General features: G+C 72.4%; 14 protein-coding genes. 10 read left to right on the forward strand and 4 right to left on the reverse strand.

What is annotated here, in order from left to right; genetic code table 11:
• Window positions 1-155: 155 nt before the first annotated feature.
• The 5 genes from OG624_RS04300 (at window position 156) to OG624_RS04320 (ending at window position 4863) form a co-directional block, all read left to right on the forward strand.
• On the forward strand, window positions 156-377 hold the full coding sequence (locus tag OG624_RS04300) for a hypothetical protein (RefSeq protein ID WP_033225804.1): 222 nt from the start codon (window positions 156-158) through the stop codon (window positions 375-377).
• A gap of 287 nt (window positions 378-664) precedes the next feature.
• A complete protein-coding gene (locus tag OG624_RS04305; RefSeq protein ID WP_371639096.1) occupies window positions 665-2107 on the forward strand; it encodes a glycoside hydrolase family 16 protein in 1443 nt (480 codons plus the stop codon).
• 161 nt (window positions 2108-2268) lie between these two features.
• Window positions 2269-2781, forward strand: a complete 513-nt coding sequence (locus OG624_RS04310; RefSeq protein ID WP_033225806.1) for a pyridoxamine 5'-phosphate oxidase family protein — start codon at window positions 2269-2271, stop codon at window positions 2779-2781.
• An 87-nt stretch (window positions 2782-2868) separates the two neighbouring features.
• On the forward strand, window positions 2869-3705 hold the full coding sequence (locus OG624_RS04315) for a class II glutamine amidotransferase (protein ID WP_033225849.1): 837 nt from the start codon (window positions 2869-2871) through the stop codon (window positions 3703-3705).
• A 207-nt stretch (window positions 3706-3912) separates the two neighbouring features.
• Window positions 3913-4863: a glutathione S-transferase family protein gene (locus tag OG624_RS04320; RefSeq protein WP_371640831.1), complete on the forward strand. Its 951-nt coding sequence runs from the start codon at window positions 3913-3915 to the stop codon at window positions 4861-4863.
• 57 nt (window positions 4864-4920) lie between these two features.
• On the opposite strand, the gene OG624_RS04325 is transcribed toward OG624_RS04320, so the two are convergent.
• Window positions 4921-5805 carry an MBL fold metallo-hydrolase gene (locus OG624_RS04325; RefSeq protein WP_371639097.1) on the reverse strand — a complete coding sequence of 295 codons (885 nt, stop codon included), beginning with the start codon at window positions 5803-5805 and terminating at the stop codon, window positions 4921-4923.
• A gap of 128 nt (window positions 5806-5933) precedes the next feature.
• Between OG624_RS04325 and OG624_RS04330 the strand changes: the two genes are divergently transcribed.
• Both OG624_RS04330 and OG624_RS04335 read left to right on the forward strand, forming a co-directional pair.
• Window positions 5934-6362 carry a MarR family winged helix-turn-helix transcriptional regulator gene (locus OG624_RS04330; protein ID WP_033225808.1) on the forward strand — a complete coding sequence of 143 codons (429 nt, stop codon included), beginning with the start codon at window positions 5934-5936 and terminating at the stop codon, window positions 6360-6362.
• Window positions 6363-6442: 80 nt separating this feature from the next.
• On the forward strand, window positions 6443-7504 hold the full coding sequence (locus tag OG624_RS04335) for a LacI family DNA-binding transcriptional regulator (protein WP_371639098.1): 1062 nt from the start codon (window positions 6443-6445) through the stop codon (window positions 7502-7504).
• A 108-nt stretch (window positions 7505-7612) separates the two neighbouring features.
• Here the strand turns inward: OG624_RS04335 and OG624_RS04340 are convergent, their stop codons facing one another.
• Window positions 7613-8275: a DUF4360 domain-containing protein gene (locus tag OG624_RS04340; RefSeq protein WP_033225810.1), complete on the reverse strand. Its 663-nt coding sequence runs from the start codon at window positions 8273-8275 to the stop codon at window positions 7613-7615.
• A 228-nt stretch (window positions 8276-8503) separates the two neighbouring features.
• On the opposite strand from OG624_RS04340, the gene OG624_RS04345 reads away from it, so the two are divergent.
• Complete coding sequence (locus OG624_RS04345) at window positions 8504-10318, forward strand: galactose oxidase-like domain-containing protein (protein WP_371639100.1); 1815 nt, start codon at window positions 8504-8506, stop codon at window positions 10316-10318.
• Here OG624_RS04345 and OG624_RS04350 read toward each other — a convergent pair.
• Both OG624_RS04350 and OG624_RS04355 read right to left on the reverse strand, forming a co-directional pair.
• On the reverse strand, window positions 10315-10923 hold the full coding sequence (locus OG624_RS04350) for a HutD/Ves family protein (protein WP_161293013.1): 609 nt from the start codon (window positions 10921-10923) through the stop codon (window positions 10315-10317). The genes OG624_RS04345 and OG624_RS04350 overlap by 4 nt on opposite strands.
• A gap of 5 nt (window positions 10924-10928) precedes the next feature.
• The gene (locus OG624_RS04355) at window positions 10929-11366 is read right to left on the reverse strand and encodes a MarR family winged helix-turn-helix transcriptional regulator (protein ID WP_033225812.1); all 438 of its coding nucleotides are present in this window, start codon (window positions 11364-11366) and stop codon (window positions 10929-10931) included.
• Window positions 11367-11520: 154 nt separating this feature from the next.
• Here OG624_RS04355 and OG624_RS04360 point away from each other — a divergent pair, with 154 nt between their 5' ends.
• Both OG624_RS04360 and OG624_RS04365 read left to right on the forward strand, forming a co-directional pair.
• Window positions 11521-13074: an MFS transporter gene (locus tag OG624_RS04360; protein WP_244290996.1), complete on the forward strand. Its 1554-nt coding sequence runs from the start codon at window positions 11521-11523 to the stop codon at window positions 13072-13074.
• Between the two features lie 85 nt (window positions 13075-13159).
• Window positions 13160-13678 carry a mycothiol transferase gene (locus tag OG624_RS04365; protein ID WP_033225813.1) on the forward strand — a complete coding sequence of 173 codons (519 nt, stop codon included), beginning with the start codon at window positions 13160-13162 and terminating at the stop codon, window positions 13676-13678.
• The last annotated feature ends 66 nt before the right edge of the window (window positions 13679-13744 follow it).

Consider the following 13744-nt stretch of genomic DNA (forward strand, 5'->3'; position numbering starts at 1 on the left):
TCGGCTCCGGCGCGGGCGGCACACGGGTGGCTCGGAGCGCTGACGGGACGTGTTCCGCGTGAGCGAACCGGCCGGCGGACTCCGGTGGGAACACCGGGAGTCCTGTCGCGACCGACGCTACAAGAACGTGTTCCGCGCGGCACTTCGGACCGGCCGTGGTGACCGGCCACCGGCCGCTGCTGTGCCGGGGCTGTGCCGGGAACCTGTACGCCGTCTGCACCATGGACCACGCGGGCGGGAACACGGTCGGGCAGTGGGAGGTCGACCACGAGATGCCCGTGCCGTGCCCGTTGTCCGGTCTGCTGCCGTTGACCGGGACGGCGGCCTCCGTCCATGACCTGCCCGGCGCCGAGGAGGTGCTCGGTCCGCCGGTATGACGTACGGCGAGTTGGTCCGTACGGGTGAGCGCCCCGCCGCCGTCGACCGTCCGTCGGCGGCGGCGGTACGGGCCCCGGTCGACATTCGCGGCGTCGCCCCGCGGGGATTCGCGTTCACTGCTTGAACTCCCCCTGCCTGAAAGCGCTTTGCCGGTTCAATCTCTTGACTGCCCGTGAGGGCGCGGAGGACAGTGTCCAGCGGCGCCGCTCTGAGAGCGCTCTCAAGGCGCCGATCCGCTGACCCTTCCCCCCGCACCGCGCCTCGGCGCGCTTGAGAGAGGGCATCCATGCACGAGATATCCGGCAGGAAGCGGCCGACGGTCCGGCGGGCCGTGTCGGCCGCGCTCGGCACGATCACCGTGGTCGCGGCCATCGCCGCGGCCGTGATCCTGCCCGCGAGCGCCGCGGCTCCTCCCACACCGACCGGCTGGTCCCGGGTGTTCCTGGACGAGTTCGACGGAGCCGCGGGATCCGGGGTGAACACCGCCGACTGGCTCTACACCACCGGCACTTCCTACCCCGGTGGACCCGCCAACTTCGGTACGGGCGAGATCGAGACGATGACCGCCGACCCCGCCAACGTCTCCCTCGACGGCACGGGCAACCTGCGCATCACCCCGCGCCGGGACGCCGCCGGCAACTGGACGTCCGGCCGCATCGAGACCCGGCGGGCCGACTTCGAGCCCCCGGCGGGCGGCAAGCTCCGGTCGGAGGCCCGCATCCAGATGCCGAACGTGACGGGCCCGGCCGCCAAGGGCTACTGGCCGGCCTTCTGGATGCTCGGCGCGCCGTACCGCGGCAACTGGTGGAACTGGCCGGGCATCGGCGAGATCGACATCCTGGAGAACGTCCAGGGCCTCAACAACGTCTGGGCCACCCTGCATTGCGGCACGACCCCGGGCGGCCCCTGCAACGAGACCTCCGGGATCGGCGGCCAGCGCGCCTGCCCCGGCGCCACCTGCCAGGCCGGCTTCCACACGTACGCCGTCGAGTGGGACCGCTCGACCGCCGTCGAGGAGATGCGCTTCTACGTCGACGAGTTCAACTTCCATACGGTGCGGGCCGATCAGGTCGACGCGACGACCTGGACCAATGCCACGAACCACGGCTACTTCATCATCCTGAACGTGGCCATGGGCGGCGGTTTCCCGGACGCCTTCGGCGGCGGCCCGGACGCGGGCACCCAGCCCGGGCACGCGATGGTCGTCGACTACGTGTCCGTCCTCCGGTCGACCGGCGGCACCACACCTCCCACCACCCCGCCCACCACTCCTCCGACGACACCGCCCACCACCCCGCCGACCACGCCGCCCGGCGGGCGCGACGCGTACACGGCGATCCAGGCCGAGTCCTACGACGGCCAGTCGGGCCTGTCCAAGGAGAACACCGCCGACAGCGGCGGCGGTCAGAACCTCGCGGCGATCGGCAACGGTGACTGGGCGGTCTTCCGAGGCGTCGACTTCGGTTCCACCCCGGCCCGGCAGTTCTACGGACGGGTGGCCTGCGGTGCGGCCGGCGGGGTCAGCGGCCTGGTCGAGGTCCGGCTCGACAACCCCGCCTCGGCTCCGGTCGGCAGCTTCTCGGTCGCCTCCACCGGCGGCTGGCAGAGCTGGCGTACGGTGCCGGCGAACATCACGGCGGTCACGGGCACCCACGACGTGTACCTGACCTTCGCCAGCGGCCAGCCGGCCGACTTCGTGAACGTCAACTGGTTCGACTTCGGTCACTGACGGCCGGCCGTGTCGTCCCCGCGGGACTTCGCGGGGACGACACGGGCGCGGCGGCCCCGGTGGACGGCCGGGGTCGCGCGGGACAGGCTGGTGAGCGACCGCCGCAGGAGACCGCAGCCGGAGCGGGAGCCGCGGCGGGAGCCGCAGCAGGAGGACAGCCCATGGCCGACGAGGAACCCCGCGCCGAGCTGGACGCGCGCTACAGCGAGGAGCGGGCGAAGGCCGTGCCCTGGCGGGAGGCCGTCACCCGGCTGGCCGCGGCGGAGCTGTACTGGCTGACGACCGTACGCCCCGACGCGCGCCCGCACGTCACCCCGCTGATCGGTGTCTGGGCGGACGGCGCCCTGCACTTCTGCACCGGGCCCGAGGAACGCAAGGCCAAGAACCTCCGCGGCAACGCGCACGTCGTCCTGACCACCGGCACCAACACCCTCCACGAGGGATTCGACCTGGTCGTCGAGGGCGTGGCGGCCCGGGTCACGGATCCCGAGCGGCTGCGCCGGCTCGCCGCCGCCTGGGAGGCGAAATACGGCGCCGAGTGGCACTTCGACATCGGCGACGGGGTGTTCGTGAATCCCGACGCGGGCGAAGCGGTGGTCTTCGCGGTGCGCCCGAGCACGGCCTTCGGTTTCGGCAAGGGCGGGTACAGCCAGACGCGCTGGCTGTTCTCCTGACCCGCCCCTGCTCGGCCGGCCTGTCCCGCGGGAACCGTGACATCGGTGGGGTTAGGCTCGAAGCAGGTCGCGAAGGGGATGGTGCGCATGTGTCGGTGGCTCGCCTACTCGGGTTCGCCCATGCTCCTCGACACCGTGCTCTACCGCCCGGAGCACTCGCTGATCAATCAGAGCCTCCGCTCCCGGATGGGCGCGGAACCGACGAACGGCGACGGTTTCGGCATCGGCTGGTACAGCGCCGACGGCGATGGCACACCGGCCGTCTTCCGCGACGTGGGCCCGGCCTGGAACAGCCGCAACCTGCAGGAACTCGCCGCGCACGTCCGCTCGCCACTGTTCTTCGCGCACGTCCGGGCCTCGACGGGGTCGGCGATCCAGCAGTCCAACTGCCACCCGTTCCGCCACGGCCGCTGGCTGTGGATGCACAACGGCGCGATCGCGGACTTCCACCGGCTGCAGCGCGACCTCTGCATGGCCGTCGATCCGGCGCTGTTCCCGTGCATCGAGGGGTCCACGGACTCCGAGGTGATGTTCTACCTGGCGGTCACGTTCGGTCTCGACCAGGACCCCCCGGGCGCCGTGGCCAGGATGGCGGGGCTGGTGGAGCGCCTCGGCAAGGAGCACGGCGTGCCCGAACCGCTCCAGATGACGGTGGCGGTGAGTGACGGCGAGCGCGTCTGGGCCTTCCGCTACTCCAGCCAGGGGAAGTCCCGGACGCTCTACTACAGCAGCAGGGCCGAGACCGTCCGCCACCTCCACCCTGAGCTGCCCTACCTCAAGGAGGTCTCGGACGAGACCCGCCTCGTGGTCTCCGAGCCGCTCGGGGACCTGCCGGGCGTCTGGAACGAGCTCCCCGAGAGCAGCTACGCGGTGATCCCCTCCGGCCCCCACGCGGACTACCTCCCCTTCCTTCCCGAACTCTGACCCCGCCGGACCGGGCGAGGGCGTGGCGGGCGAGGTGGCGGGTAGGCGCTCCCCCGAAGGACATGCCCGTCGTCACCTTCCGTGTCCGCATCGGCACGGTCGGGCCGAAGCGCATCCTCGACGCACAGGGAAGGCTGGGGCCTGAGGTGAGCTATGTGAAGCGGGGCACCGGAGTACGCGCGCGACAGCCGGCACCTCACCACCCGGATCACCGCCGACGGACGCGAGGGCTTCGCCGTGGAGCCGGGCCGTTACCGGCTGGTGGTCAGCCGGGCGTGCCCCTGGGCGAGCCGTGCCGTGGTCGTGCGCCGGCTCCTCGGGCTGGAGAAGGCGCTCCCGATGGCGGTGGCGGGGCCGACGCACGACGAGCGGAGCCGGCGGTTCGACCTCGATCCCGGGGGCCGTGATCCCGTGCTCGGCATCGAGCGGCTCCAGGAGGCCTACTTCGCCCGTGACCCCCACTACGGCCGGGGCATCACCGTTCCGGCCGTCGTCGACGTGCCGACCGGCGAGGTGGTGACCAACGACTTCGCGCAGCTCACGATCGACATGTCGCTGGAGTGGGCGGCGTACCACCGTGAGGGTGCCCCGGCGCTCTACCCGCCCGAGCTGCGGGCGGAGATCGACGCCGTGAACGGGACCGTCTACAAGGAGGTGAACAACGGCGTCTACCGTGCGGGGTTCGCCGGGTCCCAGGAGTCCTACGCCGCGGCGTACGAACAGCTCTTCGCCCGCCTCGACCGGCTCACGGAGCGGCTCGGGGCGTCCCGTTACCTGGTCGGCGACACCATCACCGAGGCGGACGTACGACTGTTCACCACCCTCGTGCGCTTCGACGCCGTGTACCACGGCCACTTCAAGTGCAACCGGCAGAAGCTGTCGGAGATGCCGGTGCTGTGGGCCTACGCGCGCGACCTGTTCCAGACCCCCGGCTTCGGCGACACCGTGGACTTCGACCACATCAAGCGTCACTACTACCTGGTCCACGAGGACATCAACCCGACCGGCATCGTGCCCGCCGGGCCGGACCTGTCGGGCTGGCTCGCACCGCACGACCGGGCGGCGCTGGGCGGCCGCCCCTTCGGCGACGGTACCGCGCCCGGACCCGTCGCTCCCGAGGAGACCGTCCCGCCGGGTGCGAACCCCCTCGCGTCCTGAGCCCGCGCCCGGGAGATCGGCGTCGGCCGGGACCCCGAGCGTCGCCCGAGCCCCCGTTCACTCGTCCAGGGGGCGCCAGGCCGGGCCGGCCCCGTCCTGCCGGACCTGCCCGAACACCACGTCGGCGAAGTGGACGCCGAAGCCGATGGTGCCGGGCTCCGCCAGCTCGGCGACGAGGCGGCGGCGGTGAGCGGCGGTGAGGGCGCCGTCGTGGTCGAAGCCCGAGGACCAGGTCGGGTGGTCGATCTGGAGGGGCGAGTGCACGGCGTCCCCGAAGGCGATCAGACGGCGCCCGCCGCCCGTGATGACGTACTCGGCGTGCCCGACCGTGTGGCCGGGGGTGATCCGTACCCGCACACCGGGGAAGATCTCCTGACCCTCCGTGATCGTCCGCACGCGCGGCGCCAGGGCCGCGACCTGCTCGGCCATGCCCTGGGCCACCAGGAGCTCGCGCCCCTCCCATTCGCCTGCGGAGATCAGGTACGCGGCGTGGGCGAACACCGGGCGGTCGCCGCCGGGCGCGGGGTGGCAGGCCCAGCCGAGATGGTCGGCGTGGAGGTGGGTGAAGGCCACCGCCTCGATGTCCTCGGGACGACGACCGAGTTCGGCCAGACTGCGCACGAGCGAGCCGCCCCGGATCGTGGCGAGCGGGCCGTCCGGTGCCGCGTGCTCCTGCGGGCCGAAGCCCGCGTCGATCAGCAGGGCGCGGCCGCCGTGCTCCACGAGCAGACCGCCGACGCTCCCCACGAGGTGGCCCTCGGGGTCCAGGTACTCCGGGTGCGCGGCCCACACCTCGTCGGTGCTGTCCTGGAGCAGCTGCAGCGGGCGCAGCCGTACGTCGCCGTCCGGCACGTACGACACCTTGGTGTCGCCCAGCCGTATCGAGCGGATTCCCGCCGGTCGGCGCAGTCGTACGTCCTGAGTTTCCGTCAAGTCGGCCATGGGTTCTCTCCTGTGAAGTGCCATCAGGTCGCCGCGGTGTGCCGCGGCGACGACGCCACCATAAACATCAAGTTCAAATCATTCAAGCTGTAATTATTTCGGCTTCACGGACTTGCTAGGCTGGTGGGATGACGACTCCCCCGGAGCTGCGGGCCATCGCCGAGCGACAGCTGTGCGGCCTGGTGAACGGGCTGGCCCAGCGCATCGCGGAGCACGTACGCGAGCGCGCCGCCACGCTGGGCCTGACCGCGTCCCAGGCGACCGCGTTGCGGGAGATGAGCGGGCCGATGACCATGCGCGAGCTCGCCGAACGCATGAGCTGCGAGCCCTCCAACACCACCTTCGTCGTCGACAAGCTGGAGAAGCAGCTCCTGATCGAGCGTCACCCGCACCCCACCGACCGCCGCGCGAAGCAGCTCGTCCTGACCGCCGAGGGCGCCGCGCTCCGCGAACGTCTCCTCGCGCTCCTCGCGGTCGACTCCCCGCTGGCCGGCCTCGCCCCGGAGGAGCAGCGCGTGCTTCGGGACCTGCTGGAGCGGGCCGCGACCCGGCCGTAACCGGCCTACGGGGGAGCGACCCGGGGCGATCACCGGTTACCCTTCTGCCCGTCGAGGCCACCGTCCGTGGAGGAGCATCCGTGACCGAGCCGCGTCCCGGCAGCCGCCCCACCCTGGAGGCCGTCGCCGAGCACGCCGGGGTGTCCCGGGCCACCGCTTCCCGCGTGGTCAACGGCGGCGACGGGGTCCGCGCGCATCTGGTGGACCGGGTGCGCACGGCGATCCGCGAGCTCGGGTACGTCCCCAACCCCGCGGCCCGCACCCTCGTGACCCGACGCACCGGGGCCGTCGCGGTGATCATCGCGGAGCCGGAGGTCCGGATCTTCTCGGACCCCTTCTTCTCGCGCCAGGTCCGCGGCATCGCCAAGGAGTTGACCGCGCACGACACCCAGCTCGTCCTGCTGCTGGTCGAGGACCGCGGCGACTACGACCGGATCGAGCGGTACCTGGCGGGCGGCCACGTCGACGGCGCCCTCGCCTTCTCCCTGCACACCGACGACCCGCTGCCCGCCATCACCCGCCGCATCAACATGCCCACCGTGTACGGGGGCCGGCCCGGCTGGACCACCGGAACCGGGGAGAGCACGGACGAGGGCGTGGTCTACGTCGACGCCGACAATCGCGGGGGCGCCCGGGAGGCGGTGCGGTACCTGCTGGCGCAGGGGCGGAGGCGGATCGCGCACATCGCCGGCCCGCTCGACCAGACCTCGGCGGCCGACCGGCTGAGCGGCTACCGGGACGCACTGGCGGCGGCCGGCCCGGAGCTGTTCGCCGAGGGGGACTTCACCCCGGCGGGCGGGGCCCGCGCGATGGCGGAACTGCTGGACCGGGACGCCGGGATCGACGCCGTCTTCGCCGGCAACGACCTGATGGCGACCGGCGCGCTGCGCGTGCTGCGGGAGAGCGGCCGCACGGTGCCCGGGGACGTGGCGCTGGTCGGCTTCGACGACGCCGAACCGGTGGCGGAGAGCGCCGATCCGCCGCTGACGACCGTACGCCAGGACATCGAGGGCATGGGCCGCCTGATGGCGCGGCTGCTGATGCGCAGCCTGAACGGCGGCCCGGACGGCGGTCGGCACGGGCGGACCGCGCCCGATCCGGTGATCACCGCCACGGCCCTGGTACGGCGCGCTTCGGCCTGACCCGGCGCCGGGCCCCGCGGTGGGACCCGTACCGGACCCTGCACCGGACACACCGAGGGGGCCCACCGGCGGTGGGCCCCCTCGAACGGGGAGCGCATGCTCCCGGGATCAGCGCCGGACCGGGCACTGCTTCCAGGAGAAGTGGTACACGCTGTTGATGCTGCCGTCCGTCGAGTCGAGCGCCATGAAGCTGGTGTGCGACGGGTCCGAGGTGCCCACTTCCGCGCGCAGCTCGGTGTTGATGTTGAAGTTGCGCTGCTCGCCGCAGGGCGCGAAGACCAGGGCCTCGATGCCCGTGGTGTCGGTCGCCTGCCAGTTGTCGACGAGTTCGCCGTTGAACTTGTGGGTGCGGTACGCGGTCTGGCTCATGCCCTGGAAGTAGTAGCTGGCCTTCTGCGTGCCGACCGCGCCCGGCGCGAGGCTGCCGAAGCCGCGGTAGTCCACCTTGGCCACGGCGTAGGTGTAGCCCTGGGGGACGTGGACGTCGAGGGAGAGGAGGCAGTTCTTGCGGCCCTCGACGGCGGAGACACCGCCGCCTGCCTGGGCCAGGTACTCGCTGTAGGTGACGGTGAAGGCCGAGTTGTCCGGCGACACGGCGACGGCGGCACTGCCTGGACGGCAGCCCGATCCGTTCACGGAGGCGACGTCCACGGTCACCTGGTCGGAGGGGGCGGCGGGCGCCGAGGACGAGGCCCCGGCGGCGGGGGTGAGCGCGACGAGGGCCGCGGTCACGGCGGCTGCGGTGAATCCGGTGCGGAGGGACTTGATCACACCGTCATGGATAGCGGTCCGGGACCGCCCCGCTCGGCCGACGGGCACGCGGTCTCACCTCGATGGCCGTAGCCCATCACCGCAGAAACGATAAATCTACCCAAACCCCTCCGCTGAATGGCCCCAGCCGGCCCGGAGCACCGCGTCGCACCGGCCGCTCCTTCCGAATCTTCCTAAGATCGGCGAGGTCCTTCAGGCCACCAGCAGTCTCCCGCGGCGAGGAGTTCCATGCCCCGCGCACCACGACCACGCTTCACCGCCCTGTCGGCGTCGGCGCTCGCCGGCGCCCTGGCCCTCGCCCTGACCGGCCCCGTCCAGGCCTTCGCCGCGGTCCACCACACCGGCGACGAGGCCGGGGTGCTCGGCGAGGAACACGCCCGCGCGCACGCGCGGCTGCGCGAGGCCGCCAAGGGCAATCAGGGCTACCCGCAGACGAAGCGCACGTCGAGCCTGGCCTCGCTGCGGGAGTCCCAGCTCAAGGGCAACGCGAAGTTCGACGCGGCCCGGTTCGGCCGCTTCGCCGAGTTCTTCCCCTCCCCCGACTTCGGCGTCCACGTGGCCCAGCTGCCGACGGGCAAGGTGCTGCTCTTCTCCTTCGAGCGCGTGGAGGCCGATCCCACCAAGGAGACCGGGCCCACCAACACGATCGGCCGGACCAACGCGGGCCGCGCCTACCTCTGGGACCCCACCAGGGGGACCGGGGCCAGGGCCTTCACGAACGTGCCGCCCCCGGTGGTCCTGATGCCCGACGGCGCCTACGCCCCGCGCCCGGCGCCGTTCTTCTGCGCCGGTCATTCCTACCTCCCCAACGGAATGGTGGGAGTGTTCGGCGGCAACGTGGGCGGGAAGGGCGGCAGCGGCGCCAAGCTGTCCTTCGTGTTCGACCCGTGGACCGAGAAGTGGTTCCGCAACCGCGACATGGCGGTGGGGCGCTGGTACCCCTCGGTGGTGACCGGGCCGGACGGCCGGCAGATCATCATGTCCGGCCAGTCCGAGCGCGGTACGGGCACCCCCACCCCGGTGGTCGAGCGCTTCCCGGCGCTCGGGCGGCCCGTGCCCTGGCGTTCGTACGACATCCCGGCGAACGTGCCCGCGGAGCGGCTCCGGTCCCGGGCCCCCTTCCGGAACGACTATCCGCACCTCTTCTCGCTGCGGGACGGGAAGATCTACGGACTCGGCCGCGACGCGGACCAGCAGTGGCTGTTCGACCCGGTCGAGGACACCCGCACGGACCTGCCCCGGCGGCCCGCCGACTTCCGGGGCTACGGCTCCGCGGTGCCGCTGCCCGCCGGTCTCCGGGGCCCGGACTCCGTCCTGGTGCTCGGCGGGGACCCGCGCGACCCGCTCACGTACCGGCTGTCCGGCGGCCGCTGGACCATCGAGGAACCGCGGGCCTTCGGCCGCACCCAGGACGGGACCCTGATCCTGCCCGACGGGACCCTGATCACGGTGAACGGCGCCCTGGACACCCGGGACTACGGCAACGGCCCCTTCAACCCGAAGGCCGACCTGAAGTACCGACAGATCGAACTGCGCGACGCCCGCGGCCACTGGAAGCTGGGTCCGGCCCAGCGGCTGCCCCGCGGATACCACTCCAACGCCCTGGTCCTGCCGGACGGCCGGATGATGGTCACCGGCGACGAGCTCCAGCAGATCGCCAACGATCCCGACATCAAGGACGGGATGGACGGCAGCATCGAGCTCTACGAGCCCGCCTACCTGCACCGGGGCGCCCGGCCGGCGCTCGACCGGGCCCCGGCGGGCGACCTCGCCCACGACGCGGCCTTCCAGGTCACGAGCTCGACGGCGAAGGCCGTCACGCGCGCGGTGCTGCTGGCGCCGACGACCGTCACCCACTCGGTGAACACCAGCCAGCGCCACCTGGACCTGCGGATCACCGGCGTCCACGGCTCCACGATCGGTCTCCGCACGCCGCCGAGCGCGGCCGACGCCCCGCCCGGCTACTACATGCTCTTCCTGCTGGATGCCCAGGGCGTGCCCAGCACCGCGAAGTGGATCAAACTGGGCACCCGCACCCGCTAGAGCGGGTCCGGTGCCGAGGCCGGGCCCGGGGCGAGGCGAACGACCGCCGCGCGGCCGGTCGTGCGGACGCGGCAGTCGTGCGGGCCGGTCAGCAGGGCCGCGTCGTACGGGAGCAGGTCCGTGCGGTCACCGGGGTGTTCGAGGACCGCCGGTCCTTCCAGGGCGGCCACCAGCAGGGTGCCGCCCGGCGGGACCGCGAGGGCGAGCGTGCCCCGCACGACGGCGGTCTGCGCCTCCACCGCGTCCCTGCGGTACATCACGTTGAAGTTCACGACGGGTCCGGCGAGGAGCAGGCAGTCGGTCGGCTCGTCCCCGGGGAAGTCCTGCGGTGCGAACCGTTCGTCCACGACCCGGCGCACGCCCGCCACCGTGAGGTCCATCCCCGCGCCCTCGGCGAGGGTCAGGGTGCGCGCGATGCCGGGGAAGGCCGAGAAGGGCCCGTCGGCCCCGACCTCGGCCAGGCTGACACGCCAGCCGAAGTCGTCCATGCCGGCGCCCTCGGGCCAGGCCGCGATCTCGCGGGTGACTCCCCCGCCGTTCTTCCAGACGGTGGCGGTCCGGTCGGCCGCCCGAAGGATCCGGATCCCGCCGCTCGCCGCCCCCATCGTGCTCAGGCCTTCTCCATCGAGGGGCGCAGGCGGCCCAGCAGGGCGTAGAGCGTCGCGCTCTCGGCCTCGTCGAGGGTGTCCAGCGCGCCGTGCATGGCCTGCATCTCCTCGCGCACGCGGCGGATGACCTCGCGGCCCGCGTCCGTCGCGACGACGTTCTTGACGCGGCGGTCGGCCGGGTCCGGCTCCCGGCGTACCAGCTCGCGGGCCTCCAGCCGGTCGACGATGCCGGTCACGTTGGAGGCGTCGCACACGAGCAGGGTGGCGAGGCCGCGCATGGGCACGGGGCCGTCGAGCTGGGCGAGGACCCTGGCCTGGGTGGAGGTCAGGCCGTGCTGGGCCGCGGCTGCCGCGAACTCGCGCCATTGGGCGGTGCCGATCGCGGCGAGCAGCTCCAGCAGCTGGAGCTTGGTGGGGGTCTGCGTGGCGGTGTCGCTCATACCTGGAGGGTACTCAGGATGCTTCACATTATCAATTGTTTACTTGACCACCTTAACTATCGACGTCTACCGTCGGTCGAGTTACTTGAGAAGGTCAAACATCTGCGTTCCGAAGCTCTTCAGCTCCGAAACACGAAGAAGGTTCACCCCAGTCATGAGCACCCACTCCCCCGCCACCCCGGCCGCCGGGGCCCGGAACGAGACGGTCATCGTCTTCGCCCTGAGCCTGGCCGCCATGGTCGTGTCGATGATGCAGACCCTCCCGGTCCCGATCCTCGGCCTCATCCGCGAAGACCTCGGCACGACCACGGCCAACGTGAGCTGGGTGACCACCGCCACCCTGCTGTCGGCCGCCGTCTTCACCCCGCTGCTCGGCCGGTTCGGCGACCAGCACGGCAAGAAGCCCACCCTCGTCGCCGTGCTCGGCGTCATGGTCGTCGGCTCCGTCATCGCCGCGCTGGCCACCTCGCTGCCGCTGCTGATCCTGGGCCGGGTGCTCCAGGGAGCCGCCACCGCGATCTTCCCGCTGGCCCTGTCGGTCCTGCGCGAAGAGGTGCGGCCGCAGAAACTGCCGGGCGCGATGGCCCTGGTCAGCGGCACGCTCGCGTTCGGCAGCGGGCTCGCGCTCGTCGCGACCGGGCTGCTCACCTCCGGTTCCGGCGCGGACTACCGCAACGCCTTCTGGATGGCGACCGGCTTCGCGCTCCTCGCCCTGCTCGCGGTCGTGTTCCTGGTCCCGGCGACCCGCCACAAGACCGGCGGCCGCACCGACTTCCTCGGCGCGCTGACCCTCGGCATCGCGCTGCTGCTGCTCCTGCTGCCGATCTCCCAGGGCCACGAGTGGGGCTGGGGCTCCGCCCGCACGCTGGGCAGCTTCGCCGGCGCCGCCGTCATGGCCGCCGTCTGGGTGCTCGTCGAGCGCAAGGTGCGCGAGCCGCTCGTCGACATGAAGATGTTCGTCCACCGCCCGGTGCTCATGGCCAACCTGGCCGGTGTCCTCGTCGGCTTCGGGATGTTCGCGAACTTCCTCGGCGTCTCGTACCTCGTCCAGATGCCCGAGGCCCTCACCGGCTACGGCTTCGACGCGTCCATCCTGCGCGCCTCCGTGCAGTTCCTGCTGCCCGGCGCCATCGTCTCGCTGCTCGCCTCGCCCGTGGGCGGCCAGATCGTGCGCCACCGAGGTCCGCGCACGGCCCTGGCACTGGCCGCCGCGCTCGGCGCGGCCGGCTTCGCCTGGCTGGTCCTGGACCACCAGCACAGCCTCTCGGTGATCGGTGCCGGACTCGTCGTCGGTGCGGCCGTCAGCTTCGGCTACGCCGCCATGCCCGCCGTGATCATGTCCAGCGTCCCGCACCACCAGAGCGGCATCGCCAACGGCATCAACTCGATCTCCCGCTCCACGGGCAGCGCGATCGGCAGCGCCGTCGTCACCACGATCCTGGCCTCCAAGACCGTGGAGCACCTGCCGGCGGGGGTCCCCCCGCTGCCCGCCGAGTCCGGCTTCACCCTCACCTTCGGGATCGGGGCGGTGGCCTTCGCGCTGGTCGCGGTGATCAGCTGGATCGGCCTGCGGGGCGGGCACGGCACCGTGGCCGCGGCCGCCGGACGCCCCGCGGCGGCCGAGCAGGCGGCGGCGACCGAGCAGGCGGACACGGCCGCGAAGGTCGAGAACGCCGAGAAGGACGAGAAGGCCGACGCCACCCACTGACCGAGCGCCCGTCCGCCGGCCCGGCGGCCCGACCTCCGCGTGTCGTTCGCGGCGGTCGGGCCCCCGGGCCTTGCATGGTGGATCCATGAAGGCTACGGACGTCATCGCCGACGGTTTCGGACGCATCCGGGAGATCGTGCACGAGGTCGTGGAAGGGGTCCCGGCGGAACTGCTCAACGCGCGCGTGGACCCGGCGGCGAACTCGGTCACCTGGCTCGTCTGGCACCTGACCCGGGTCCAGGACGACCACATCGCGGACGCGGCCGGCACCGATCAGGTGTGGGACGCCGAGGGCTGGTCGGACCGGTTCGCCCTCCCCCTGCCCGCCGGGGCGACCGGGTACGGGCACACGCCGCGGGACGTCTACACCGTCCGGGTCGACTCGGGCGAGCTGCTGCTGGGGTACTTCGACGCGGTGCACGAGCGGACCGCCCGGTTCGTCCACGGGCTCGCCGCCGCCGATCTCGACCGGGTGGTCGACGAACGCTGGGATCCGCCGGTCACCCTCGGGGTACGCCTGGTCAGCGTGCTCGGGGACGACCTCCAGCATGCCGGGCAGGCGGCTTTCGTACGGGGTGTGCTGGAGCGGGAACGGGGCGTCTGAGGACGCCCTCGCCCCGGGGGCCGCGACTCCCGCCGCCGAACGCGCGGAGGGCCGGGACCCCGTACG

This window comes from Streptomyces virginiae (assembly GCF_041432505.1).
GTDB classification, from domain to species: domain Bacteria; phylum Actinomycetota; class Actinomycetes; order Streptomycetales; family Streptomycetaceae; genus Streptomyces; species Streptomyces virginiae_A.

Coding starts and splice junctions, on each gene's coding strand:
- OG624_RS04305 (WP_371639096.1), top strand. CDS start 665: ATGCACGAGATATCCGGCAGGAAGCGGCCGACGGTCCGGCGGGCCGTG.
- OG624_RS04310 (WP_033225806.1), top strand. CDS start 2,269: ATGGCCGACGAGGAACCCCGCGCCGAGCTGGACGCGCGCTACAGCGAG.
- OG624_RS04315 (WP_033225849.1), top strand. CDS start 2,869: ATGTGTCGGTGGCTCGCCTACTCGGGTTCGCCCATGCTCCTCGACACC.
- OG624_RS04325 (WP_371639097.1), bottom strand. CDS start 5,805: ATGGCCGACTTGACGGAAACTCAGGACGTACGACTGCGCCGACCGGCG.
- OG624_RS04330 (WP_033225808.1), top strand. CDS start 5,934: ATGACGACTCCCCCGGAGCTGCGGGCCATCGCCGAGCGACAGCTGTGC.
- OG624_RS04345 (WP_371639100.1), top strand. CDS start 8,504: ATGCCCCGCGCACCACGACCACGCTTCACCGCCCTGTCGGCGTCGGCG.
- OG624_RS04350 (WP_161293013.1), bottom strand. CDS start 10,923: ATGGGGGCGGCGAGCGGCGGGATCCGGATCCTTCGGGCGGCCGACCGG.
- OG624_RS04355 (WP_033225812.1), bottom strand. CDS start 11,366: ATGAGCGACACCGCCACGCAGACCCCCACCAAGCTCCAGCTGCTGGAG.
- OG624_RS04360 (WP_244290996.1), top strand. CDS start 11,521: ATGAGCACCCACTCCCCCGCCACCCCGGCCGCCGGGGCCCGGAACGAG.
- OG624_RS04365 (WP_033225813.1), top strand. CDS start 13,160: ATGAAGGCTACGGACGTCATCGCCGACGGTTTCGGACGCATCCGGGAG.